This window comes from Corynebacterium maris DSM 45190, from assembly GCF_000442645.1.
Lineage (GTDB): Bacteria > Actinomycetota > Actinomycetes > Mycobacteriales > Mycobacteriaceae > Corynebacterium > Corynebacterium maris.
Genome location: NC_021915.1, coordinates 1,682,186 through 1,704,649, shown reverse-complemented (window position 1 = coordinate 1,704,649; position 22,464 = coordinate 1,682,186). Strand labels below are relative to the sequence as shown.

Annotated in this window: 23 protein-coding genes; 15 read left to right on the top strand and 8 right to left on the bottom strand. The window is 65.1% G+C overall.

Going from position 1 to position 22,464, the window contains the following annotated elements; genetic code table 11:
- Positions 1 to 23: 23 nt before the first annotated feature.
- Positions 24 to 3,212: an FtsK/SpoIIIE family DNA translocase gene (locus tag B841_RS08015; RefSeq protein WP_084482006.1), complete on the top strand. Its 3,189-nt coding sequence runs from the start codon at positions 24 to 26 to the stop codon at positions 3,210 to 3,212.
- Positions 3,213 to 3,457: 245 nt separating this feature from the next.
- Entirely contained in the window at positions 3,458 to 4,606 is a 1,149-nt protein-coding gene (locus tag B841_RS08010; RefSeq protein WP_041631836.1) for a TerC family protein, read from the top strand.
- 79 nt (positions 4,607 to 4,685) lie between these two features.
- Here the strand turns inward: B841_RS08010 and B841_RS08005 are convergent, their stop codons facing one another.
- Entirely contained in the window at positions 4,686 to 4,988 is a 303-nt protein-coding gene (locus B841_RS08005) for a YciI family protein (RefSeq protein ID WP_020934984.1), read from the bottom strand.
- A gap of 77 nt (positions 4,989 to 5,065) precedes the next feature.
- Here B841_RS08005 and pgsA point away from each other — a divergent pair, with 77 nt between their 5' ends.
- The 4 genes from pgsA (at position 5,066) to B841_RS07985 (ending at position 7,547) form a co-directional block, all read left to right on the top strand.
- On the top strand, positions 5,066 to 5,659 hold the full coding sequence (gene pgsA, locus B841_RS08000; RefSeq protein WP_245561032.1) for a CDP-diacylglycerol--glycerol-3-phosphate 3-phosphatidyltransferase: 594 nt from the start codon (positions 5,066 to 5,068) through the stop codon (positions 5,657 to 5,659).
- On the top strand, positions 5,659 to 6,195 hold the full coding sequence (locus B841_RS07995) for a CinA family protein (RefSeq protein WP_020934982.1): 537 nt from the start codon (positions 5,659 to 5,661) through the stop codon (positions 6,193 to 6,195). Before pgsA ends, B841_RS07995 begins: the two co-directional genes overlap by 1 nt.
- A gap of 42 nt (positions 6,196 to 6,237) precedes the next feature.
- Positions 6,238 to 6,585 carry a helix-turn-helix domain-containing protein gene (locus B841_RS07990; protein ID WP_020934981.1) on the top strand — a complete coding sequence of 116 codons (348 nt, stop codon included), beginning with the start codon at positions 6,238 to 6,240 and terminating at the stop codon, positions 6,583 to 6,585.
- 119 nt (positions 6,586 to 6,704) lie between these two features.
- Positions 6,705 to 7,547, top strand: a complete 843-nt coding sequence (locus B841_RS07985) for a PspA/IM30 family protein (protein ID WP_020934980.1) — start codon at positions 6,705 to 6,707, stop codon at positions 7,545 to 7,547.
- A 98-nt stretch (positions 7,548 to 7,645) separates the two neighbouring features.
- Here B841_RS07985 and B841_RS07980 read toward each other — a convergent pair whose 3' ends face one another.
- From B841_RS07980 to B841_RS07970, 3 genes are read right to left on the bottom strand one after another with little or no spacing between them, the layout of a single operon-like run.
- The gene (locus tag B841_RS07980; protein WP_020934979.1) at positions 7,646 to 8,260 is read right to left on the bottom strand and encodes an energy-coupling factor transporter transmembrane component T family protein; all 615 of its coding nucleotides are present in this window, start codon (positions 8,258 to 8,260) and stop codon (positions 7,646 to 7,648) included.
- Positions 8,257 to 8,961: an energy-coupling factor ABC transporter ATP-binding protein gene (locus B841_RS07975; protein WP_020934978.1), complete on the bottom strand. Its 705-nt coding sequence runs from the start codon at positions 8,959 to 8,961 to the stop codon at positions 8,257 to 8,259. The genes B841_RS07980 and B841_RS07975 overlap by 4 nt, the downstream gene beginning before the upstream one ends.
- A gap of 3 nt (positions 8,962 to 8,964) precedes the next feature.
- Positions 8,965 to 9,555: a biotin transporter BioY gene (locus tag B841_RS07970; protein WP_020934977.1), complete on the bottom strand. Its 591-nt coding sequence runs from the start codon at positions 9,553 to 9,555 to the stop codon at positions 8,965 to 8,967.
- A gap of 89 nt (positions 9,556 to 9,644) precedes the next feature.
- Between B841_RS07970 and B841_RS07965 the strand changes: the two genes are divergently transcribed.
- From B841_RS07965 to B841_RS07940, 6 genes are all read left to right on the top strand, one after another.
- Complete coding sequence (locus tag B841_RS07965) at positions 9,645 to 9,860, top strand: DUF3046 domain-containing protein (RefSeq protein WP_020934976.1); 216 nt, start codon at positions 9,645 to 9,647, stop codon at positions 9,858 to 9,860.
- Between the two features lie 249 nt (positions 9,861 to 10,109).
- Positions 10,110 to 11,261, top strand: a complete 1,152-nt coding sequence (recA, locus tag B841_RS07960; protein ID WP_020934975.1) for a recombinase RecA — start codon at positions 10,110 to 10,112, stop codon at positions 11,259 to 11,261.
- Positions 11,251 to 11,847, top strand: a complete 597-nt coding sequence (gene recX / locus B841_RS07955; RefSeq protein WP_020934974.1) for a recombination regulator RecX — start codon at positions 11,251 to 11,253, stop codon at positions 11,845 to 11,847. Before recA ends, recX begins: the two co-directional genes overlap by 11 nt.
- 399 nt (positions 11,848 to 12,246) lie before the next feature.
- The gene (locus B841_RS07950; RefSeq protein ID WP_020934973.1) at positions 12,247 to 13,458 is read left to right on the top strand and encodes a quaternary amine ABC transporter ATP-binding protein; all 1,212 of its coding nucleotides are present in this window, start codon (positions 12,247 to 12,249) and stop codon (positions 13,456 to 13,458) included.
- A gap of 4 nt (positions 13,459 to 13,462) precedes the next feature.
- Positions 13,463 to 14,518, top strand: coding sequence for an ABC transporter permease (locus tag B841_RS07945; protein ID WP_020934972.1), 1,056 nt, complete (start codon positions 13,463 to 13,465; stop codon positions 14,516 to 14,518).
- A 58-nt stretch (positions 14,519 to 14,576) separates the two neighbouring features.
- On the top strand, positions 14,577 to 15,482 hold the full coding sequence (locus B841_RS07940) for a glycine betaine ABC transporter substrate-binding protein (RefSeq protein WP_020934971.1): 906 nt from the start codon (positions 14,577 to 14,579) through the stop codon (positions 15,480 to 15,482).
- A gap of 90 nt (positions 15,483 to 15,572) precedes the next feature.
- Here B841_RS07940 and B841_RS07935 read toward each other — a convergent pair whose 3' ends face one another.
- From B841_RS07935 to gluA, 4 genes are read right to left on the bottom strand one after another with little or no spacing between them, the layout of a single operon-like run.
- On the bottom strand, positions 15,573 to 16,511 hold the full coding sequence (locus tag B841_RS07935; protein ID WP_020934970.1) for an amino acid ABC transporter permease: 939 nt from the start codon (positions 16,509 to 16,511) through the stop codon (positions 15,573 to 15,575).
- The gene (locus B841_RS07930; RefSeq protein WP_020934969.1) at positions 16,512 to 17,198 is read right to left on the bottom strand and encodes an amino acid ABC transporter permease; all 687 of its coding nucleotides are present in this window, start codon (positions 17,196 to 17,198) and stop codon (positions 16,512 to 16,514) included.
- Between the two features lie 48 nt (positions 17,199 to 17,246).
- Positions 17,247 to 18,122, bottom strand: coding sequence for a glutamate ABC transporter substrate-binding protein (locus B841_RS07925; RefSeq protein ID WP_020934968.1), 876 nt, complete (start codon positions 18,120 to 18,122; stop codon positions 17,247 to 17,249).
- A gap of 31 nt (positions 18,123 to 18,153) precedes the next feature.
- Positions 18,154 to 18,882 (bottom strand): glutamate ABC transporter ATP-binding protein GluA, encoded by a 729-nt coding sequence (gene gluA, locus B841_RS07920; protein WP_020934967.1) that lies wholly within the window; start codon positions 18,880 to 18,882, stop codon positions 18,154 to 18,156.
- A gap of 203 nt (positions 18,883 to 19,085) precedes the next feature.
- On the opposite strand from gluA, the gene miaB reads away from it, so the two are divergent.
- The 3 genes from miaB (at position 19,086) to B841_RS07905 (ending at position 22,454) form a co-directional block, all read left to right on the top strand.
- Complete coding sequence (miaB, locus tag B841_RS07915; protein WP_020934966.1) at positions 19,086 to 20,639, top strand: tRNA (N6-isopentenyl adenosine(37)-C2)-methylthiotransferase MiaB; 1,554 nt, start codon at positions 19,086 to 19,088, stop codon at positions 20,637 to 20,639.
- A gap of 116 nt (positions 20,640 to 20,755) precedes the next feature.
- On the top strand, positions 20,756 to 21,478 hold the full coding sequence (locus tag B841_RS07910; protein WP_020934965.1) for an Rv2732c family membrane protein: 723 nt from the start codon (positions 20,756 to 20,758) through the stop codon (positions 21,476 to 21,478).
- Between the two features lie 55 nt (positions 21,479 to 21,533).
- Complete coding sequence (locus B841_RS07905) at positions 21,534 to 22,454, top strand: quinone oxidoreductase family protein (RefSeq protein ID WP_020934964.1); 921 nt, start codon at positions 21,534 to 21,536, stop codon at positions 22,452 to 22,454.
- Positions 22,455 to 22,464: the final 10 nt, after the last annotated feature.

The window sequence follows — 22,464 nt, the reverse complement described above, 5'->3', positions numbered from 1 at the left end:
ATAAAGACACTAAAGTGGCTCGTATGTCTGTGAAGAACACGACGAAGAAGTCCGCCACGTCCGCGAAGAAGAAACCGGCGCCCCGGTCCTCGACGCGTTCTTCCGCGCGCCCGGGAGGTCGAACCAAGACCACGCCACGGGTGTCCAGGCCCTCCGGCCCGTCCACCAAAACGGACCTGACCACCGCCCACCGCGCTGCCGCCACCTCCACAGAGAGGACCGGCAGCGCTTTTAAGCCGGTGGGGGAGGGCATCAGCACGATGTTCGGCGCCGCCGCCCGCGGAGTCGGGTCCCTGACCCGGGGAGTGTCTTCGCTGGGTAAGTCGCCCCGCGGCCGGGCCGACGAGGAGCTGGACCTTTCCGAGACCACCGTCATCAGTCAGAAGGATGCCCCAGTGAGCGATGAGAAAGATTCCCGCAGATCTGCGCGCCCGCGCCGTCGGCAGGCGGATCGTTCGGACCCGGCCCCGGCCAGCCGCCGCGCCGCCAAGACCGATGTCGCCGACGAACCCGGGCAGGACGATGATGGACGGGGAGGCCCGAGCCCCGACGCCATCGGTCTGCTGCTGCTCGCCCTGGCGGCCATTCTCGGCGCCTCCGTGTGGCTGAACATCGCCGGACCCGTCGGCGAGGTCATCGCCACCGGCGTGCACCTGGTCGTCGGCGCCGGTGCGCTCATCTTGCCGGTCGCACTGATCGCGCTCGCGATTGTCCTCATGCTCGATCTGCACCGCAACCGGGAAACCAACGGCAGGGTCGCCCTCGGGGTGGCCATCATCGTGGTCGGGATGCTCGGCCTCATCCACGTCTTCGCCGGCAACCCGGGGGAGTGGGACGGCCGGATGAACGCTGGCGGGGCGATCGGCGCCTGGACCGGAGGTCTGCTGGCCGCCGCGTTCAGCCCGTACGTGGCCATTCCGCTGCTCATCCTCGTGATCGTGTACGGCGCCCTGAAAGTCACCGGCATCACCGTGCGTCAAGGCATCGACGCCCTGACCGAGATGTTCCGGGAACACCGCGAAGCCGCCCTCCTCGACGACGAGGACAACGACGACGACTTGTACGGCGGCGTCGACGACGAGATTGAAGAGCTGGCGGCCGGACGCGGAACCTCCCGCCGCCGCGCCCGCACGCGCTCCGCCCCGGCAGCGTCCCCGATGGAGAATTACCCGCCGGATGAGACTGCCCGCGCCGCGGAAAAGCAGCAGGCGGAAGAAGCCCCGGCCCTGCATCAAGAGCCGCCCGCACGCCGTCCGAAGCAGAGCCGTGCGCCGCAGCCGACGGCGGAGGACGAAGCGCCGGACACCAACGAATTCCCGCCGGTGACGGCCACCCCGCAGTCGGCAGCAGACCAGCCGTCGGCTGAATCGGAGAGCGACGCCGTCAACGTGGCGCAAGAAGGAATGCGCCGGGCCCGGAGCGCGTACTCCAAAAATCAGGCCGCGTCCCTCCCCGCCAGCGCCGTTCCCGCCAGCACGCCGAAGAGCGAGCTGGCGGAGCAGGAGCAGGAGGAGCCGGGGTCGGAACCCGTCGCCCGTGCCCTAGAACCCGCCGGCGATTACGTGCTGCCGTCCACGGAGCTGCTCATCGCGGGCGAGGCGCCGAAGACCCGTACCGAAGCCAACGACCGCATGATCGAGGCCATCACCGACGTCTTCGAGGAATTCAACGTCGACGCCGCGGTCACCGGTTTCTCCCGCGGCCCCACCGTCACCCGCTACGAGGTGGAACTGGGCCCCGGCGTCAAGGTCTCGAAGATCACCAACCTGCAGTCCAACCTCGCCTACGCCGCCGCGACCGACAACGTGCGGCTGCTGACTCCGATCCCGGGCAAGTCTGCGGTGGGCATTGAGGTGCCCAACGCCGACCGCGAGATGGTGCGGCTGGCGGACGTGCTCGAGGCGCCGAACGTGGTGGCCAACCAGGACCCGATGGTCATCGGGCTGGGCAAGGACATCGAAGGCGAGTTCGTCTCCCACTCGGTGCAGAAGATGCCGCACCTGCTGGTCGCCGGTTCCACCGGTTCCGGTAAGTCCGCCTTCGTCAACTCCCTGCTGATGTCGGTGCTCACGCGCGCCACACCGGAGGAGGTGCGTCTGATTCTGGTGGATCCGAAGATGGTGGAGCTGACTCCGTACGAGGGCATCCCGCACCTGATCACCCCGATCATCACGCAGCCGAAGAAGGCGTCCGCCGCGCTGCAGTGGCTGGTCGAGGAGATGGAGCAGCGCTACATGGACATGAAGGCCGGCCGGGTGCGCCACATCAAGGACTACAACGCCAAGGTCAAGGCCGGGGACATCCAGGCCCCGGCGGGTTCGCAACGTGAACTGGCCCCGTACCCCTACATCGTCTGCGTGGTCGATGAGTTGGCGGACCTGATGATGACCGCGCCGAAGGAGATCGAGGAGTCGATCGTCCGCATCACCCAGAAGGCGCGCGCGGCCGGCATCCACCTGGTGCTGGCCACCCAACGTCCGTCCGTCGATGTGGTCACCGGTCTGATCAAGACGAACGTGCCGTCGCGTCTGGCGTTCGCCACCTCGTCGCTGACCGACTCGCGTGTCATCTTGGATCAGGGTGGCGCAGAGAAACTCATCGGCATGGGCGACGCGTTGTTCATCCCGCAGGGTGCGGGCAAACCGCAGCGGCTGCAGGGCGCGTTCGTCACCGACGAAGAAATTGAGGCCGTCGTCGAGGCCGCCAAGGAACAGGCGGCGCCGACCTACACAGAGGGTGTCACCGACGACAAATCTTCGGAGGCCAAGAAGGAGATCGACGAGGACATCGGCAAGGACATGGACGACTTGCTGGAGGCCGTCGAGCTCGTCGTCACCTCCCAGCTGGGTTCCACGTCGATGTTGCAGCGCAAGCTGCGCATCGGCTTCGCCAAGGCAGGCCGGTTGATGGACCTGATGGAATCCCGCGGCGTGGTGGGCCCGTCGCTGGGCTCGAAGGCACGCGACGTGCTGGTCAAGCCCGAGGAATTGGACACCATGTTGTGGGTGATCAAGGGCGCCGACCCGGCGGAGGCGCCGCAGGAGGTGCGCGACGAATGGGAGGTCGCCGACGCCGGAGGCGACGCTCCTGGCGAGGAAGCCGGGTCGACGCCCGCGGACGGCGGGGATCCGGATTCGGAGGGCGCGGAACACACCGGGGAACAGCCCCGCGTGGTCACCGCCACCTACAATCCCTCGGGCGGCGCGGTCTGACCTGCCCGCGGGTAAAATATGGTTGCGGGATGAACTTTAAGCCATGGGTTCGGCTACACTGGCACATCGTGGTGGAGGGGAGTACCCCGAACACGGCATGGACCGTCAGCACGGACGGCGTGCCCCGCGGCTAGCGGGGCACAGCTACCCGGTCATGTCGGCCCCGCGGCCTTGGATAAGGTCACGGGGTGGGGGAGACCTCCGGTCACGTTTCTTATTGATGCGACCGGAGGGATAATTTTCTCATGAGTGTTCCGCTATGGATTTGGGTGCTCACCAGCGTGGTGATCCTCGGCTTCTTCATCTTCGACTTTGTGTCGAACGCGCGCACCCCGCACGAACCCACCCTGAAGGAATCGACCTGGTGGTCGCTCTTCTACGTGGGTCTGGCCCTGCTGTTCGGCGTCTTCGTCTGGGTGCTCTGGGACGCGGAGCACGGGCTGCAGTACTACACGGGCTACGTGACCGAAAAGGCCCTCAGCGTCGACAACCTCTTTGTCTTCGCGCTGATTTTTGCGGCGTTCAAGATTCCCCGTCGCTACCAGCAAAAAGTGCTGCTGATCGGCATCATGATGGCCCTGTTCTTCCGCCTGATCTTCATTCTGCTGGGTGCGTCGCTGATTGCGGCCTGGTCTGACGTCTTCTACATCTTCGCGGCTTTCCTGTTGGTCATGGGCGTCAAGACGATCGTCGACGAAGCCCGCGACGCCGAGCAGACGGACCCGAAGGACATGCGGGTGATCAAGTGGCTGGGCAAGGTCATCCCGATCTCGGACAGCTACAAGCGTGACAACCTGTGGTACCGGGACAAGGGCAAGTTGATCTTCACGCCGCTGTTCATCGCGCTGGTGGCCATCGGCCTGATCGACGTGGTCTTCGCACTGGACTCCATCCCGGCGATCTACGGCATCACGTCTGAGGCGTACCTGGTGTTCACCACCAACGCCTTCTCCTTGATGGGGCTGCGCCAGCTGTACTTCCTTTTGGACGGGCTGCTCGACCGCATCGTCTACTTGGCCTACGGCCTTGGCGCCATCCTGGCGTTCATCGGAGTGAAGCTGCTGTTGCACGCCCTGCACGAGAACAACCTGCCGTTCATCAACGGTGGCGAGGACGTTTCGGTCCCCGAGGTCGGCACGCTGACCTCGCTCGTGGTGATCGTCGGGATCTTGGTGGTCACGGTGCTGCTGTCGCTGTGGAAGGACGCCCGCGACCGCGCCCGCGGCATGGTGTCGAAGGACAAGAACCTCAAGACCGACTACGACGACCACGGCAACAAGCATTACGTGGACAAGGACGGTTACATGATCGACGAGGACGGCAACGAACTCGACTGGGACGGCAACGTGCTGACGGAAAAGGGCGGGGATCCTTCCGCAGGCCATTACCACTAGCGCGCGCCCCGCATAGGACGGCCCCGCCGCACCGCTGACAAACTCAGCGGTGCGGCGGGGCCGTCGGCGTCAGGGAGCGTTAAGAGTTCGACGGGAAAATGTTGATCACCGGGTTCCACTGGCGGATCCGGCGGCCCGCCAGCACCCCTTCCTGATGGAACGGGTCCTGATCCATGAGTTCTACGGCGTCGTGGTAACCGTCGTGTTCACCCAGCTGGAGCAAAATCAGCGCGGATCCGTGGCCGTCGTTGTACGGTCCGGAGGCGACCAGTTTCCCTTGGTCTTTGAGCGAGCCCAGGAATTCGCGGTGGGCCGGACGTAAGCGAACGATGTCCTGGTCGCCGTCGGCGTAGGTGTAGTGGACTGCAAAGTAGTTCGTCATGGTTTTATTCTAGACGGCCCATATCGTTGAACAGGTGAATCAGGGACTATTACCCCCCGCCGGGTAGGGTGGCCGATGTGAATGCAGAATCGACGCGCTCCGGCAGCTCCTACTTTAAGGAGAATTTTAACCTGCCCAATGTGCTGACCAGCCTGCGCATTCTGTTTATCCCGCTGTTCGCTTTTCTGGTGCTCCGCGGGGACGACGAGCATCTCGGCTGGATGTGGGCTGCCTTCGGGCTGTTCGCGGCGCTGATGATCACGGACAAACTCGACGGCGACATCGCCCGCGCCCGCAACCTGGTCACGGACTTCGGCAAGATCGCCGATCCGATCGCGGACAAGGCCTTGATGACGACGGCGTTGGTGTGCCTGAACGCCATCGGCGTGCTGCCGGTGTGGGTGACCGTGGTGATCGTGCTCCGTGAATTCGGCATCACTCTGTGGCGCATGTGGATGCTGCGCCGCGGCAAGGTGATGCCGGCGTCCAAGGGCGGCAAGCTCAAGACCGTGCTGCAGACCCTGGCCGTGGGCCTGTACCTGTGCCCGTTGCCGGAATGGATGGACACGCCCACGTTTATCGTCATGCTCGCCGCCGTGGCGGTCACGGTGGTCACCGGCGTGCAGTACTTGTGGGACGCCCGCGTCCTGGAGCGGCGGGAGCGGAACTGATGTCGACGGCGCAGCGTGTCGTCGCCGGGTTGACCCGGCGGGCAGAGAGCTTGTCGACGTGTGAGTCACTCACCGCCGGGCTACTCGCCGCCGCCGTCGCCGACGTTCCCGGAGCCTCCGCCGTGCTGCGCGGCGGGCTGGTGACGTATGCGACGGACCTGAAGGCGAAGTTGGCGGGCGTCGATGAGCGGATCCTGGCCGAATACGGGCCGGTATCGGAGGAGACCGCGGCGGCGATGGCCGCCGGGGCACGCGAGACGTGCGGCTCCGATTGGGCGCTCGCGCTGACCGGGGTGGCGGGCCCGGAGGGCCAGGACGGGCACCCGGTCGGTGAGGTGTTCATCGGCCTGGCCCGCCCGGACGGCTCCGTCGTGGTTCGTCGCGCCGGACGGGACGGGCACATGCGCTACGCCTGGTCAGCACATGAGGACAAACAGATGGCCGTGCTGGTGGGGGACCGTGGCCAAATCAGGGCGTGGGCGGTCGAGTCCGCCCTTGAATTGATACATGGCGAACTGGGGTACCTCGCGGAGTAGGCTGGTGGAACAAAAATGGGGAGGCCAACGTTGACTTCAGTAATGACGACTAAAACCGCACTGCGATACACACAACTCGCCGCGCCGACTGCCACCGTTACACCTAAGTCCCAGATGCTGCTGCGCGAGGCAATGGGCATGTCTCTGCGCGCCTATCGCGCCGACAAAGGAATGACCCTCCGCGACCTCGCGGAACACGCCCGAGTGTCCCCGGGGTATCTCTCGGAGCTGGAGCGGGGCCGTAAGGAAGTGTCCTCCGAGCTACTGGCTTCCGTGTGTCACGCGCTCGACGCCTCGGTGGCTGACGTCCTCATCGAGGCCGCCAGCATCATGACGATGCCGAGCGTGGACGAGGAGATGGCCAGCACCGCTCCCGCCGCGGCGGAGTAATAGGGCATGCTGGCCCACCCAGGCGCAGGCTCCTCCGCTACCATGGGAGCGAAGCGTCGTGCGTGAGCGACCAGAACGACACAATGAACATTATTTAGGCAGGAAAGGTCGGATCGGACATGGCTAACCCCTTTGTCAAGGCTTGGAAGTACCTCATGGCTCTCTTCGACAGCAAGATCGAAGAAAACGCCGATCCGAAGGTGCAGATCCAGCAGGCGATCGAGGACGCGCAGCGTCAGCACCAGGAGCTCTCGCAGCAGGCCGCCGCAGTCATCGGCAACCAGCGTCAGCTGGAGATGCAGCTGAACCGCCAGCTGGGCGAGATCGAGAAGCTGCAGGCGAACACCCGCCAGGCGTTGCAGCTCGCCGAGAAAGCCCGAGCCGAGGGGGACCAGCAGAAGGCCGTCGAGTACGAGAACGCCGCGGAGGCTTTCGCCGCCCAGCTGGTCACCGCGGAGCAGGGCGTCGAGGACACCAAGCAGCTCCACGACCAGTCCCTGCAGCAGGCGGATCAGGCGAAGAAGGCCGTCGAGCGTAACTCCATGGCACTGCAGCAGAAGGTCAACGAGCGCACCAAGCTGCTGTCGCAGCTGGAGCAGGCCAAGATGCAGGAGAAGGTCTCCGAGTCCCTGCAGTCGATGAACTCGATCACCTCCGGCTCCACCCCGAACTTGGATCAGGTGCGCGACAAGATCGAGAAGCGCTACGCCAACGCCCTCGGCGAGGCGGAGCTGGCGCAGAACTCCGTCCAAGGCCGGATGGCCGAGGTGGAGTCCGCCGGCGTGCAGATGGCCGGCCACTCCCGCCTCGAGCAGATCCGCGCCGAGATGGCCAACGAATCCCTCGGTTCCGGTGGCAGCGCCTCGAACCAGGCCATCACCTCAGGCAACCAGTCCTCCGGCACGACCCCGGCGGACGACGCCGTTCAGCAGCGGATGCGCGAATTGCGCGGCGAAGCCTAACGTCGCGCAGTCTCGGCGCTGGCCGAGCACGACCGCCCCCAGACCCCGCCCTGCAGGGACGCCCTCGTCGGCTCCCCGGGCGGGTTCTTTGTGTTTTCTCAGTCGCCGACGCCTCGGGCCATGAGCGCTTCACCGAGTGCGCGGGCCCGGGTGATGGACCGGATGACCACCGGGGTGCCGAAGGCCATCAACGAGCCACCCGCCCCTCGGGCTTTGCGGGCCTGCAGGACTTCGTGCACCGTGTGCAGGAGCAGGGGAATCAGCCGGATGGTCAACGAGATCGCCAGGGAGACGGTGTCCACGGGCACACCGAGGCGCGCCAACGGACGCAGCCCGTGCTCCAGCGCATCCATGAGTTCGGCGATGGCGGTGGTCAACGTCAGCAACGCGGCCGCCGCGACGGAGGCGCTCAACCCGATCACCATGGCCGCGGCAGAGGCGAGATCGTTCTGCCACCAGTGGAAGGCGCCCAGCGCCAGTAGCACCGGAAGGACCGGCAAGACCTGACCCGCGGCAGTTCGGAGCGGGATGCGGGCGAGGCCGTACCCCAGCACCACCACGGTCAGTGCGGCGGTGGCGCGCGGCAGATCATTCGCAAAAAAGGCGACGAGAATAATGAAGAAAATCAATCCCAGAAACTTGATTCCCGGGTTAATTCGGTGCAGGACGGTGGAACCGGGAACGTAGACGCCCATCGGCAAGCCGCGAATCATGGCTGGGCCGCCATCCGCGAGACGTAGAAGTCGATGACCTCGTCGGGCCGGCCGTCGGCGACGACCCGGGCGTCGTCGAGGCAGATGACCCGGTCGAAATCAGCCAGCAGCTCCAGGTCGTGGGTGACGACGATCAGCTGTTGTGCCAGGGCCGCGAACTCGCGGGCGATGCGGGTGCGGTTGCGCAAATCTAGCAGTGTCGTGGGCTCATCGGCGATGACCAGATCCGGTTCCAGCACCAGCACCGCCGCGAGGGCCAGCAACTGCTTTTGGCCGCCGGAGAGGGTGTGCGGGGAGTCTTGGGCGTGTTCCGTGAGTCCGAAGCGGGCGAGGGCGGCGTCGACCCGGGCAGAGCGTTCGGCCTTCGGCAATTTCAAGCGGCGTAAGGAGAAGTCGATGTCGTCGCGTACCTGGGGCATGACGATTTGGCTGTCTGCGTCGGAGAACACGAACCCCACGCGGCGGCGGATCTCACGGCCGTGCCGGGCGACGGACTTGCCGTCGACGAGCACCTCACCGGACGTCGGTTCCGCCAGTCCGTTGATCAGGCGCGCCAAGGTGGACTTGCCTGATCCGTTGGCGCCGATGACGCCGATTCGGTGCTCGCTCAAGGTCAGGTCGACGGGGCCGAGGATGGTGGCGGAATCGTCTCCCGCGGAGTCGACGTCCAGGCACACGGAACGAAATTCAATGGTGGTCACGGCTTAACGACGCTTCCGGGACAACAGGTCAGGAAACGCCACGTGGATGGCTAGGGCGATGGCGACCATGGCGGCAAATTTGAGGGTGTCCGGCACCAGGAACGGCGCCTGGGAGATGGTTGCGGCGCCGAGGTCGAGGTCCGCGCGCCACATCAGGCCGAGGATCCCGCATGCGTACTGGACCAGCAGGCCAAGGGCTGCGGCCAGCGAGAACCAGCCGAGCTGGGCGCGGCGGCGTCGGGCAGGGGCGCGGTAGGCGACGGCGCCGACGACCACTGCTGAGGCCAGGTATCCCGCCAGGTAACCGACTGTCGGGCCGGCCAGGGCCGCGAGCGTGGTGCGGCCGCCGGCGAGCACCGGCAGGCCGATCAGCCCGATCACCAGGAACAGCAGAACCGCCAGCCCCGCCCGACGGGGGCCCAGCACCAGGCCAGCGAGGACGACGGCGGCGTTTTGTAAGACGATGGGCACACCGGCGGCGCCGAGCGGAATGGCGACGAAGGCCAGCGCGATGATCAGTGCCGCAAAGACGGCGACATAAGCGAGATCCGCGGTCGTGCGACGGGACCCGACGTTCGAGACGGTGGTGGTCATGGAGGTCAAGCCTATCCTTAAACACCGTTCAAGGGGAGCCCGGGGGAGGGGCACGGGGTGGCGGCGGGGAGGCCGGTATCATCCGGGGCATGCGCCTAACGGAGTTTCATCGACTGATCACAGACGAGTTCGGCGAGCAGGAGGGCAAGTGGATCGCCCACTCCCACGTGCTTGCGGGGCTGGGCGGCACCGCCGAGGAGCTCATCGAACGCGGCGTCGACCCGCGGAAAGTGTGGGAGGGGCTCTGTGAGGATTTCGACGTCCCCGAGGGGCGGCGCCTGGGGGTCGACCGACCCGGGTTCTGAGGAGGAAGGACGGCCAAGTCACTTCGAATTGGGGTCGAACATGCGTTCGTGTATGTTCGGGGGTGATGTCAGTGTCCCCGGTTATCCTCGTGCACGTGAATGTGTCGCAGCCGGGAGCCATTCGACCGGACGGCAGAGTCTAAGACAATGAGGGGGTTTCCGCGCCGCCACAGCGCGCCTCGTGCCTGACCAGCACACCACAGCAGGGCCCGACCATCAGCTACTTTGAAGAGAACGGAAGTCAACCACATGGCAAAGAAGAGCGCGAAGACGCAGACCGCCGGCGGGGACCGGACGAAGGCACTCGACGCCGCAATGGCGATGATCGAGAAGGACTACGGCAAGGGCGCCGTCATGCGCCTGGGAGATGAGGATCGCCCGCCGATCCAGGCCATCTCCTCCGGCAACACCGCCATCGACGTCGCCCTAGGCATCGGCGGTTTCCCCCGTGGTCGTGTCGTGGAGGTCTACGGGCCGGAGTCCTCGGGCAAGACGACGGTGGCGCTCCACGCCATCGCCTCCGCCCAGAGGGACGGCGGCATCGCCGCCTTCATCGACGCCGAGCATGCCCTGGACCCCGACTACGCCAAGAAACTGGGCGTGGACACCGACAACCTGCTGGTCTCTCAGCCGGACACAGGTGAGCAGGCCTTGGAGATCGCCGACATGCTGGTGCGCTCCGGGGCGATTGACATCATCGTCATCGACTCCGTCGCGGCCCTGACCCCGAAGGCCGAGATCGAAGGCGAGATGGGCGACAGCCACGTCGGCCTGCAGGCTCGCCTGATGTCGCAGGCCCTGCGCAAGATGACCGGCGCGCTGTACAACTCCGGCACGACCGCGATCTTCATCAACCAGCTGCGCGAGAAGATCGGCGTCATGTTCGGCTCGCCGGAGACCACCACGGGCGGTAAGGCGCTGAAGTTCTACTCCTCCGTGCGCCTCGACGTCCGCCGCATCCAGACTCTCAAGGACGGTCAAGACGCCATCGGCAACCGCACCCGCGTCAAGGTGGTCAAGAACAAGGTGTCCCCGCCGTTCAAGATCGCAGAGTTCGACATCATGTATGGCGAGGGCATCTCGCGGGAATCCTCCGTCATTGACTTGGGCGTGGAGAACGGCATTGTCAAGAAGTCCGGCTCCTGGTTCACTTACGACGGTGACCAGCTGGGGCAGGGCAAGGAGAAGTCCCGGTTGTTCCTCAAGGACAACCCCGACCTGGCGGATGAGATCGAAAAGAAGATCTTCACCAAACTGGGCATCGGTGAGTTCGCCGCGGAAGAGTCCGCGGATGACCCGGCCCTGTCCGTGCCCGGGATCGAGGGCGAGGAAGGCCTGAGCGACGATCCGGTGGACATGGTTCCGAACGTCGACTTCGACGACGAGGACGATGACAAGTAACACCCCCGACCCCGAGAAGATCGCCCAGCTCCGTGAGTCCCTGGCGCAGTACGCGTCTGGGGAGGGAGGTGGTTTCTTCGACCGCGAGGCGGAAGAGGCCAAGGCGCAGGTGCGCAAACGCGCCCTGGGACTGCTTGATCAGCGGGCACGCTCCCGGGAAGAGCTGCGAGGTCGGCTCATCGACGCGGAATTCGACCCGGGCGTCGTGGACGAGGTGCTCGATGATCTGCAGCGTTCCAGATTGATAGACGACGCGACCTTCGCCCACGAGTGGGTGCGTCAGCGACATGCCCGGCGGGGAAAATCCGCCCGGGTGCTCGACCGCGAATTGCGGGAAAAAGGGGTGGACGCAGCTCTTCGGGCGGACGCCCTGGAACAGATCGACCAGTCCGACGAAGAGGCCACTGCACGTACCTTTGCGGAAAAGAAGGCCCGAGCGGTGAAAACCGCCCCCGTCGACCGCGACGACTATAACCGGCAACTGCGCCGCGTGGTCGGGGTGCTCGCCCGCAGAGGATTCGACGGCGGCATGTCGATGCGCCTCGCCCGTGAGGCCCTCGACGCCAGGATCGCAGAGCTGGACTGACACATAATTTCCAGCAAGGCCCCGGCCCCTTGAAGTTCGTACCTGAACTCGAGTGGCCGGGGTTTTGCCTGATCGACCGTCGTGCCGCCGTCTTTCCGTAGAGGCATGGGGAGAAAAATGCCCGCGAGCTGCAAAAACAAATATTGTTATTACTTGGCAATAACTACAGGTGCCGAGGGGCTAGCCCGTTACTGAGCTGGTGGTTTGCGAGTGCTACCCTGGAAAAGCCTGCTATTTCTATTAGGCAAAGCTGGATACTTCTGTTGTGATCAATAGATGTGCCTGTTCCCGACTGTAATATTCACGATGCAATGCGTCGAACGCCGTGGCGGCTAAAGGCATGTCGCGGCAAGACTACGGCGGCAGGAAAATAATTGATAACTTTTTAAGGAATACCTCATGGCAATCATTGAGGCCGAGGGCTTATTCAAAGTTTTTGGCAAACATCCCCGACAGGGCGTAGACGCGTTGCGGGCAGGGGAGCGACGGGAAACGCTTCGCGACCGCGGGCTGACCGCGGCGGTCATCGACGCTTCGTTCGACGTCCAGCCCAGCGAAATATTCGTGGTCATGGGGTTGTCCGGATCTGGAAAATCAACGCTGATCCGGATGGTCAACGGACTGCTTCCCGCGACGGCCGGAGAACTTCGCATCGACGGCCAAACACTGACCGGCATGACTGAAGCTGAAGTGCGCGAGGTACGGCGTCGGAAGATCTCCATGGTCTTCCAGAACTTCGCCCTCCTCCCGCATCGCACAGTCGGTGAAAACGCCGCTTACGCCCTGGAAATCCAAGGCATGAACAAAACAGATCGTGAGGCCAAGGCGGAAGAAGCGCTGTCCATGGTCGGGCTCCGCGGTTGGGGCGGTTACCGCCCCGATGCTCTGTCCGGTGGTATGCGGCAGCGCGTCGGCCTTGCCCGGGCGCTGGCCGCCGACACTGAGGTATTGCTCATGGACGAGGCATTCTCGGCGCTTGACCCGCTCATTCGCCGCGACATGCAGGACCAGTTGATGGAACTGCAGGCCCGACTGAACAAGACGATCTTGTTCATCACGCACGACCTCAACGAAGCAATGCGGCTGGGCGACCGGATCGCCATGATGCGAGACGGACGTATCGAGCAGGTCGGCACCGCAGAAGAGATCCTTCAAAAACCAGCCAACGACTACGTCTCGCGCTTTGTGCAGGACGTCGACCGCACCCGAGTCCTCACCGCCGGAGACATCACGGAGATGCCGCCGGAGACGCTCGGCCCCAACCAGGGACCACGCTCTGCTCACAAGCTGATGCGGGAAACCCAGAACCCCTGGCTCGTCGTACTTAAACGAGACCAGCGCCCCGTCGGCGTGGTGTGGGAACAAGACGTCGCGGAGGCGGTGCGCACCGGTTCCGAGGAGCTGCCTTTCTCCGCGGAGTATGAGGCCCCTGTCGTCCCTGCCACGACTCCGGTCTCGGAACTGTTCGGGCTGGCAGCCAACTACACCAGCCCCATCGTCGTGGTGGGGCATGACGGAAAGTTTCTCGGCGTCGTCCCGCGGGTGACCCTGCTGTCCGCCGTGGGCGACGTACCCAGCACCACCACCATGCTGACCGGAACGGAGGCGTAAGCACATGGACCTGAATTTTGTTCCCCGCCTGCCACTGGGCGACTGGGCAGAAGCGGTCGTTGACTGGCTGACTGACAACGTCGCCTGGTTCTTCAGTCTCATCAGCACGATCACCACCTTCTTGATCGACGGGCTGGCCGACGTTTTGCTGTCGATCCCGGCGTTGATCCTGCTGCTCATTTTCGCCGCGATCGCCTGGGCGATCCGTTCCTGGCGCCTGGCGGTGGGGTCTCTGATCGGGTTCCTGCTTGTGGTGGCGCTGGACCAGTGGGACACCATGCTGCAGACCATGGCGATGGTGCTGGTGGCGACAGTGTTCGCCGTCATCATTGCGGTGCCGCTCGGCATCTGGGCGGCCAGCAACGACACGGTCAGCGCCGTGGTCAAGCCAATCATGGACTTCATGCAGACGATGCCCGCCTTCGTCTACCTGATCCCCGCTGTTACGTTCTTTTCCATCGGCGTGGTTCCGGGGCTGGTGTCCACTGTGATTTTCGCGCTACCCCCTGGCGTGCGCATGACGGAACTCGGCATCCGCCAGGTCGATTCGGAGACCGTGGAGGCCGGACATTCCTTCGGAGCCACCCGCGGACAGATCTTGCGTGGCATTCAGCTGCCATTGGCGGTGCCGAGCATCATGGCGGGCATCAACCAGGTCATCATGTTGGCGCTGTCGATGGCGGTCATCGCTGGCATGGTCGGCGCTGACGGACTTGGCAAGGAAGTCATCGAGGCTATTTCCACTCTAAACCTGGGACTCGGCGTTGAAGCTGGACTGGCCGTGGTGATTCTCGCGGTGTATCTGGACCGCCTGACCGCGGCCCTAGGCTCACCGTCGTCATACCCGACTTCTCTGATGTCTATGGCTCGCACCCGCAGCGCGGAGAAAAAGCAGCGGGCGGACGCTGACCGGACCGCGGCCGAGGACGCGGAGACGAACCCCACCGCGACCCCGGCCAGCGCCCTAAACACCGGCGCCGTCAGCACCACGAGCAGCACCGCGGGGCAGACACACCGCGGTGCGCTCGCAGGCAATGACAACGACTCGAGCACGACATGACGGGCGCGCCGTTGCGCACCCGTCTATTCCTCCATCCACTTATTGAAAGGACATGACAATGTCTATCTTCCGTAAAGTCACCGGCCTACTGGCCGCTGGAACTCTGGCACTGGGCCTGACCGCCTGCGCGGAGTCCGAAGAGAACGCTTCCGGAGACCTGGGCACCATCACGCTCGGATACCTGCCGTCATGGACGGACGGGCTGTCCACCGCCCATCTGCTTGATGACCAGCTCACCGAGATGGGCTACTCCGTCGAGCATCAGACGCTGTCAGATGCGGCGGCCTTGTACACCGGAATGGCCAATGGCGACGTCGATATCTACCCGTCGGCCTGGCCGGAGGTCACCCACATCGAGTACTGGGAAGAGTACTCTGAGGGACTCGAGGATCTGGGGTCTTACTACGAGGGCGCTGCACTCAATATTTCCGTTCCGGAATACATGGAAGACATCAACTCGGTGGCGGATCTGGAAGGCCAGGGCGACCGCTTCGACAACACCATTTACGGCATTGAGCCGGGAGCTGGACTCACCCGCGCCACCCAGGATGACGTCCTGCTGGGCTATGGTCTTGACGACGAATACAACCTGGTGACCTCCTCGACCCCGGCGATGCTCTCCGAGCTGCAGAGCGCCGTGGACAACGAAGAGGACATTCTGGTCACTCTGTGGACCCCTTTCTGGGCGAACAACACCTTCCCGGTCAAGGCTCTCGAGGATCCGGAGGGGCACTTCGGTGAGGCAGAAGCCCTGCACTTCCTGGCGCGCGCCGGGTTTGCGGAGGAGCACCCGGAGTTGGCTGAGTGGATCGGCGAGATCGAGATGACCGACGAGGAGTACAACGACCTCGAGGACCTCGTGGTCAACGAATATGACGACGGTGAGGAGTCGGAGGCTATCCAGGCTTGGCTCGAGCAGTACCCGGACCTGATGCCGGAGCAGCCGGAGATTTCCGAGGAGTAAGCAGCAGGCAGCGCTGATTCTCAGCACTGACAGCGAGAACCGCCGCATCGAGGTATATCGATGCGGCGGTTCTCGTCGTCTGCGGGGCGGTCATTCGGCCGGGTTGCGGATCTCCCGGTAGCCGGGTGCGCGCCAGTCGACGTTGGCGTTGTCTTTGGTGTCGATGCCCTGATCGGGTTGTTCGGGCACGTGGGCGAAGATGTTCCGCCGGGCGCGACCGGCCCGGAGCTGGCGTTCCACCCGTTCCGCCAGGGCGGTCAACCCCCAGTTGAGCAAGATCATGATGATGGCCACGACGATCAGTGAGGCGAGGTAGTTCTGGTAGACCGAGGAGGCCTGGACGCCGGAGCGCACGATCTCCACGTACCCGATCTGGTAGCCGAGGGCGGAATCCTTCAAGGCGATGACCATCTGGGAGATCAGCGCCGGCAGCATCGCGGCGGTCGCCTGCGGCAGGAGCACTTTCCACATGGTCTGGCGGTGCGACAGCCCCAACGCCCGCGCGGCCTCCGTCTGTCCTTTGGGCAGCGATTTGATGCCGGCACGGAGCACTTCAGCGATGACGGAGCCGTTGTACAGGGTCAGCGACACCACCACGGCCGCGAAGGCGAGTTGCTGCGGCGGCACAATCCCATAGACGGCGAAGAGCTGGTAGGTGAAAATCATCAGCAGCAGCACGGGGATGGCGCGGAAGAATTCGACGATGACGCCGCACAACCAGCTGAGCGGGCGTGATTCCGAGAGCCTGCCGAGCCCCAGCAACACGCCGGCGACGATGGCCAGCAGGATGGAGGCGAACGCGGCCGTCAGCGTGCCCCACAGTCCCGGGAGCAGGTAGGTGGTCCAAGTCTGCGGCTGCAGAAACGGCTCCCACTTCACCGCGTCGAGCTGCCCCCGGGAATGAAGGGTCCAGCCGACCCAGCCCAGGGCCGCGAGCAGGACGATCAGCGCAACGAGCGACAGCAGGGTGTTGGTGCGTCGGCCGACGGGGCCGGGGGCGTCGTAGAGGACGGTGGCGCGCACGGTCATTTACTTTTTCACCGCCAGACGGTTCGACAGGGATCCCAGGGACAGCCCCATGGGCAAGGTGAGGATGATGAAGCCCAACGCGAAGGCGCCGAAGATGATGAAGAGCTGATTGGCGTGGATTTCGATGGTCTCTTTCATCAGCAGGGAGGCTTCCGCCACGCCGATGACGGAGGCGATGGTGGTGTTTTTGGTCAGTGCGATGAGCGTGTTGCCCAACGGCACGATGGAGGCGCGCACCGCCTGCGGGAAGATGATGAGCCGGAACAGTTGGCCGAAGCCCAGCCCCAGCGACCGGGCGGCCTCGGCCTGGCCGAAGTGCACCGTGTTGATGCCGGAGCGCAGTGACTCAGCGACGAAGGCGGAGGTGTAGAGGATGAACCCGAGGATGGCGAGACGGAAGTTTTGGTCCGTCAAGAAGGTCGGGGAGGAGCGCTCGGCCAGCTGCAGCCCCAAGTTTTGGTACAGGCCGAAGGAGCAGAACAGGATGATCAGCGTCAGCGGCGTGTTGCGGATCGTGGTGATGTAGAAGGTGGCCAGTGAACGCAGCACCCGCACGGGGGAGACGCGCATGGCGGTCAGCACGATTCCGAGCACCAGCGATCCCAGGGCCGACCAGAAGGTCAGCTGGATGGTGACCCAGAAGGCCGAGAGGATCGCCGGCCAGAGGTCGGCCCACAGTGCTTCCATGACGGTGCGCGTCTCCTTGTCCGTGCGGGCGGTGTATCGAGTGGCGGGTTACTGGTCCAGGAAGGACAGGTCGCCCGGGGTACCCGGGGTCACGCCGTCACCGGCGTCCAGGTTGTCGCTGACGAACTGGTCGAAGGAACCGTCGTCGTGCATTGCGGTCAAGGCGTCGTTGACGGCCTCGGTGGCTTCCTCGTCGCCCTTGGTCAGCCCGACGCCGTAGTGCTCGTCGGTGAAGGGTTGACCGTCCTGCTCCATGGCGACCACCCGGAATTCACCCTGGGACTGGGCGGCGTAGCCGTTGAGGATGGTGGCGTCCGTGGTCATCGCGTCGATGTTGCCCTGACGCAGCGCTTCCGTGCAGGAGGAGTAGGTGTCGTACTCCTGCAGTTGGACGCCGTCGAGGACGTCCTTGACTGTCTGCGCCGGGGTGGAGCCGGTCACGGAACACAGCAGCTTGCCGTCCAAGTCTTCGAGCGTTTCGATGGTGGTGTCGTCCTCGCGTACCAACAACGCCTGGTGGGTCAGGAGGTAGGGGCCGCCGAAGTTCACGGATTCGGCGCGGCCTTCGTTGATGGAGTAGGTCGCGGCGATCATGTCGACTTCACCGTTTTGGATGAGGGTTTCCCGCTGCGCGGAAGGGGTTTCCCGCCAGGAAATCGCGGGATCTTCCCAGCCGTTGGCTTCGGCGATGTGGTTGACCACGTAGGTGGCGACGTCCACGTCGAGGCCGGAGAGGGAGCCGTCGGGGTTGCGCAGGCCCAGGCCCGGCTGGTCGTACTTGGTGCCCAGGGTGACCTCGCCCGCCTCGATGTTGGCGAGCAGGCCGTCGCCGCCGGAGGAGTCGTCGCCGCAGGCGACGAGCGTGACGCCGGCGAGGCCGACGGCGGCGATGGTGGACAGGAGACGGATCGGGGTGCGGGACATGGTGAAACTCCTTAGGGGAAAGAAAGGGGATTTAGTGGGCGAGGATCTTGCCGAGGAAATCCTTGGCGCGACTGGAGGTCGGGGAGGTGAAGAAGTCCTCGGGGGAGGCGTCTTCGACGATGGCGCCGTCAGCCATGAACAGCACCCGGTCGGCGACTTTGCGGGCAAAACCCATTTCATGGCTGACGACGAGCATGGTCATGCCCTCGCGGGCGAGGTCCGCCATGACCTCCAGAACTTCGTTGACCATTTCCGGGTCGAGGGCGGAGGTCGGTTCGTCGAACAGCATGACCTTGGGACTCATCGCCAACGCCCGGGCGATGGCGACGCGTTGTTGCTGCCCGCCGGACAGCTGCGCGGGGTATTTGTGCGACTGGTTGGCGATGCCGACCCGGTCCAGCAGGGCCATCGCCCGTTTTTCGGCGTCGGCCTTTTTGAGTTTGCGCACTTTCATGGGGCCGAGGGTGACGTTGTCCTTGATGGTCATGTGGGGAAAGAGGTTGAACTGCTGAAAGACCATGCCGACGTCCGCGCGTAGCCGGGCGAGGGCCTTGCCTTCCTCGGGCAGGGGCACGCCGTCGATGGCGATGGCGCCGGATTCGACGGTTTCCAGGCGGTTGATGGTCCGGCACAGCGTGGATTTTCCGGAGCCGGACGGCCCGAGCACGACGACCACCTGGCCGGTGGGCACTTCCAGGTTGATGTCGGTCAGCGCCTGAAAGTCGTCGAAATATTTGTTCACGCCCTCCATGCGGATCATGTGGGAGGGGACGGAATTGTCGCGAACTGTGTCCCGTGTCATAGATAGGATGATAGTCAGGTGGGGGTGCGCCGGGAAGATAGTTGGCGGAAGAAACCATTGATACTTTCATTCAAATACCCCCGCACCTCCGGGGCCAGGAAAGAAGCGCTGGTCATAACCACCGGTTCAATGTTTAGGTCACCCCCGCGAGACTGACTACAATGACGCGCGTGGTGCAGCAGACGAGTGACATTTCCCAGACCATCGACGCCCGACGGACGGCCCCCACCTACGAGGTCCGCACGTTCGGCTGCCAGATGAACGTCCACGACTCCGAACGACTTTCCGGCCTGCTGGAGGACGCCGGTTACCTGGCGGCCGGTCAGGGGCAGGAACCCGACCTGGTGGTGTTCAACACTTGCGCGGTGCGCGACAACGCCGACCAGCGACTCTACGGCTCTTTGGGCCAGCTCAAGAGCACGAAGGACAATCATCCGGGCATGCAGATCGCCGTCGGCGGTTGCCTGGCCCAGAAGGACCGCGACACCGTCGTCGAGAAGGCCCCCTGGGTGGACGCGGTCTTCGGCACCCACAACATGGGCGCCCTGCCCGCGTTGCTGGAGCGCGCCCGGCACAACGACGAGGCGCAGGTCGAGATCGTCGAATCCCTCGAGCAATTCCCGAGCGTGCTGCCGGCCAAGCGGGAATCCGCCTACGCCGGCTGGGTGTCCATTTCCGTCGGCTGCAACAACACGTGCACTTTCTGCATCGTGCCCAGCCTGCGCGGCAAGGAAGTCGACCGCCGCCCGGGCGACATCCTGGCCGAGGTGCAGGCGCTGGTCGACCAGGGCGTCAGCGAAGTGACTTTGCTCGGCCAGAACGTCAATTCCTACGGGGTGAACTTCTCCGACCCGGACCTGGGGCGAGACCGCTCGGCGTTTTCCAAGCTGTTGCGCGCCTGCGGCGACATCGACGGCCTGGAGCGCGTGCGCTTCACTTCCCCGCACCCGGCGGAGTTCACCTCCGACGTCATCGACGCGATGGCGGAGACCCCGAACGTGTGCCCCCAGTTGCACATGCCGCTGCAGTCCGGCTCTGACAAGGTGCTCAAGGACATGCGCCGGTCCTACCGTTCGAAGAAGTTCCTGGCCATCCTGGACGAGGTGCGCGCCAAGCTTCCGCACGCCTCCATCACCACCGACATCATCGTCGGCTTCCCCGGTGAGACCGAGGAAGACTTTCAGGCCACTCTTGACGTGGTCGAGCGGGCCCGGTTCACCTCCGCCTTCACCTTCCAGTACTCGCCGCGCCCGGGCACCCCGGCCGCAGAGATGGAGCAGCAGATCCCCAAAGAGGTCGTCCAGGAGCGCTTCGAGCGGCTCGTCGCCCTGCAGGACCGGGTGGCGGGCGAAGAAAACGCCAAGCTCGTGGGCGTCGAAGTCGAGTTGCTCGTGCAAGAAAACGGCCGTAAGAACGACCGGACCAACCGTCTGTCCGGGCGCGCCCGCGACGGTCGCCTGGTGCACTTCACCCCGGAAGGAGCGCTCGACGGTGAGGTGCGGCCGGGAGACGTCGTGACCACGGTGGTCACCGACTCCAAGCCGTATTTCCTCATCGCCGACGCCGGCGTGCTCAGTCACCGCCGCACCCGGGCCGGCGACATGTCGGCCGCGGGCCAGGTGCCCACCACCGCACCGATCGGCGTCGGTCTGGGGTTGCCGCAGATCGGCGCCCCGGCGTCGACGCCGGACGCCGGTCCCGCCTGCCACGCCTGATCTTTCGCCTCCCGCCAGTAGGATGAACCCGTGAGACCCGGTCAGATCCTCGGCGGCCCCAGAGCCGTCGAGGCCTCCGGGGCCCGCACCAACGAGGAAAGCCGAGAAAAGTTTTCATGAGCAGCAGCAATCACGCGGACAACGCACGTGACGTCCAGGGCGCCGACGCCAGCCGCGATCTGGCCGCCGCGGAAAAGAAGGCCGCCCGGCGCATGGAGCTCGGCGGGCACCGGTGGGTGTTGCTCGCCGCGCTGGTGCTGTTCGTGATCTACCTGGTCACCCCGCACGCCGGGCATGTGCTCGGCTACGAGGTCGTCCTGCGCCTTCCGGAATCCGTCGACGGCGGCATCAAGATCACCGAATACCTCTACGCCTGGTTCAGCGCGCTGGGTATCGGCGTGTTCACCACGCTCACCTTGCTCACCCGCCGCGCGGTTTTCGGTCTGATCGCCTGGATGTTCAGCGTCGTCACGCTGATCTTCTCCCTGCTGGCGCTGTGGTTGCGCCAGACCCGCAGCGTCGCGGAGGAGGACATGAGCGTCGGCGTCGGATTTTTCCTCTCGCTCATCGGTGTGGTGCTGGCCGTCTACGCCTACAGTCGGATCGCGCTGCGACGCAGCCCCGAGCAGGCGCAGCTGGCGGACGCCCGCGCCCGGGACGAGAACCTCGACGAGGTCGGCTACGTGCAGCGCGAGGCCATGACCACCCGTCGGCACACCTCCTTCGACAACAACCCCCTTTTCGTCGACGACCGTCGCCAGCGTGCCACCGAGCGTTACCTGGCCTCCCGTCCGGACACCGACGGCAAGGAGGACGAGCAGGACACGCCCGCCCCCTGATCCGCCGAGCCGGAGCCCCTGGCGCATCCGCGCGGCGGTACCTACAGTTCGGGACATGAAGGTTATTGGATTCACCCAGCCCGGATCACCCGACGTCCTGACCGCTTTCGACCTCCCCGCCCCGGAACCAGCGGCCGGGGAAGTGCTCATCCGCGTGCACGCGGCCGCCGTCAACCCGACCGACACCGTGAAACGTGCAGGCGAGCATGCCGACGGGGTGAGCGTGCCCGGCATGGACGCCGCCGGGATCCTCGAGGCCATTGGCCCCGGCACCGAGACCGACCTGGTGATGGGGGACGCGGTCATGGCGATCGTCGTGCCGAACGGCGCGCACGGCGCGTATTCGGAAAAAATCGCGTTGCCGGCCGAGTCCGTGGTGCGCGCCCCTCGAGGGATCGGTCACGTGGAGGCGGCGTCGGTGCCGATGAACGCGCTGACCGCCCGGTTGGCGTTGGACACGCTGGCGCTTGCGCCGGGGCAGACGGTGGCGGTCACGGGCGCAGCCGGCGCCATGGGCGGCTACGCGGTGCAGCTGGCGAAAGCCGACGGACTCCGCGTCGTCGCCGACGCCGCCGACAAGGACAAAGAGCTGGTCACGCAGTTGGGTGCGGACACGGTGCTGCCGCGTGGCGCAGACTTCGCCGAGCGGGTACGCGAGGAGTTCCCAGACGGGGTCGACGGACTCATCGACGGCGCCGTGCAAGAAGACGAGATCACCGGCGCGGTCCGCGACGGCGGGGCAGTGATCAGCGTCCGCGGTTATGACGCCGCCGGGGAACGCGGCGTGGAGTTCCGGCCGATCAGCGTGCCCAGCTACGCTCGCGAGCACGCGAAACTGGATGCGCTGCGTCAGCAGGTGGAGGATGGGCAGTTGAGCCCGCGCGTCGCCGAGGAGTTCCCGGCGGAGCAGGCGGCAGAAGCACACCGCCGCCTCGAGGGCGGCGGTGTGCGCGGACGGTTGGTGCTGACGTTCTAGAAGTCAGCGA

Coding starts and splice junctions, on each gene's coding strand:
- B841_RS08015 (WP_084482006.1), top strand. CDS start 24: ATGTCTGTGAAGAACACGACGAAGAAGTCCGCCACGTCCGCGAAGAAG.
- B841_RS08010 (WP_041631836.1), top strand. CDS start 3,458: ATGAGTGTTCCGCTATGGATTTGGGTGCTCACCAGCGTGGTGATCCTC.
- B841_RS08005 (WP_020934984.1), bottom strand. CDS start 4,988: ATGACGAACTACTTTGCAGTCCACTACACCTACGCCGACGGCGACCAG.
- B841_RS07995 (WP_020934982.1), top strand. CDS start 5,659: ATGTCGACGGCGCAGCGTGTCGTCGCCGGGTTGACCCGGCGGGCAGAG.
- B841_RS07990 (WP_020934981.1), top strand. CDS start 6,238: ATGACGACTAAAACCGCACTGCGATACACACAACTCGCCGCGCCGACT.
- B841_RS07985 (WP_020934980.1), top strand. CDS start 6,705: ATGGCTAACCCCTTTGTCAAGGCTTGGAAGTACCTCATGGCTCTCTTC.
- B841_RS07980 (WP_020934979.1), bottom strand. CDS start 8,260: ATGATTCGCGGCTTGCCGATGGGCGTCTACGTTCCCGGTTCCACCGTC.
- B841_RS07970 (WP_020934977.1), bottom strand. CDS start 9,555: ATGACCACCACCGTCTCGAACGTCGGGTCCCGTCGCACGACCGCGGAT.
- B841_RS07965 (WP_020934976.1), top strand. CDS start 9,645: ATGCGCCTAACGGAGTTTCATCGACTGATCACAGACGAGTTCGGCGAG.
- recA (WP_020934975.1), top strand. CDS start 10,110: ATGGCAAAGAAGAGCGCGAAGACGCAGACCGCCGGCGGGGACCGGACG.
- recX (WP_020934974.1), top strand. CDS start 11,251: ATGACAAGTAACACCCCCGACCCCGAGAAGATCGCCCAGCTCCGTGAG.
- B841_RS07950 (WP_020934973.1), top strand. CDS start 12,247: ATGGCAATCATTGAGGCCGAGGGCTTATTCAAAGTTTTTGGCAAACAT.
- B841_RS07945 (WP_020934972.1), top strand. CDS start 13,463: ATGGACCTGAATTTTGTTCCCCGCCTGCCACTGGGCGACTGGGCAGAA.
- B841_RS07940 (WP_020934971.1), top strand. CDS start 14,577: ATGTCTATCTTCCGTAAAGTCACCGGCCTACTGGCCGCTGGAACTCTG.
- B841_RS07935 (WP_020934970.1), bottom strand. CDS start 16,511: ATGACCGTGCGCGCCACCGTCCTCTACGACGCCCCCGGCCCCGTCGGC.
- B841_RS07930 (WP_020934969.1), bottom strand. CDS start 17,198: ATGGAAGCACTGTGGGCCGACCTCTGGCCGGCGATCCTCTCGGCCTTC.
- B841_RS07925 (WP_020934968.1), bottom strand. CDS start 18,122: ATGTCCCGCACCCCGATCCGTCTCCTGTCCACCATCGCCGCCGTCGGC.
- gluA (WP_020934967.1), bottom strand. CDS start 18,882: ATGATCCGCATGGAGGGCGTGAACAAATATTTCGACGACTTTCAGGCG.
- miaB (WP_020934966.1), top strand. CDS start 19,086: ATGACGCGCGTGGTGCAGCAGACGAGTGACATTTCCCAGACCATCGAC.
- B841_RS07910 (WP_020934965.1), top strand. CDS start 20,756: ATGAGCAGCAGCAATCACGCGGACAACGCACGTGACGTCCAGGGCGCC.
- B841_RS07905 (WP_020934964.1), top strand. CDS start 21,534: ATGAAGGTTATTGGATTCACCCAGCCCGGATCACCCGACGTCCTGACC.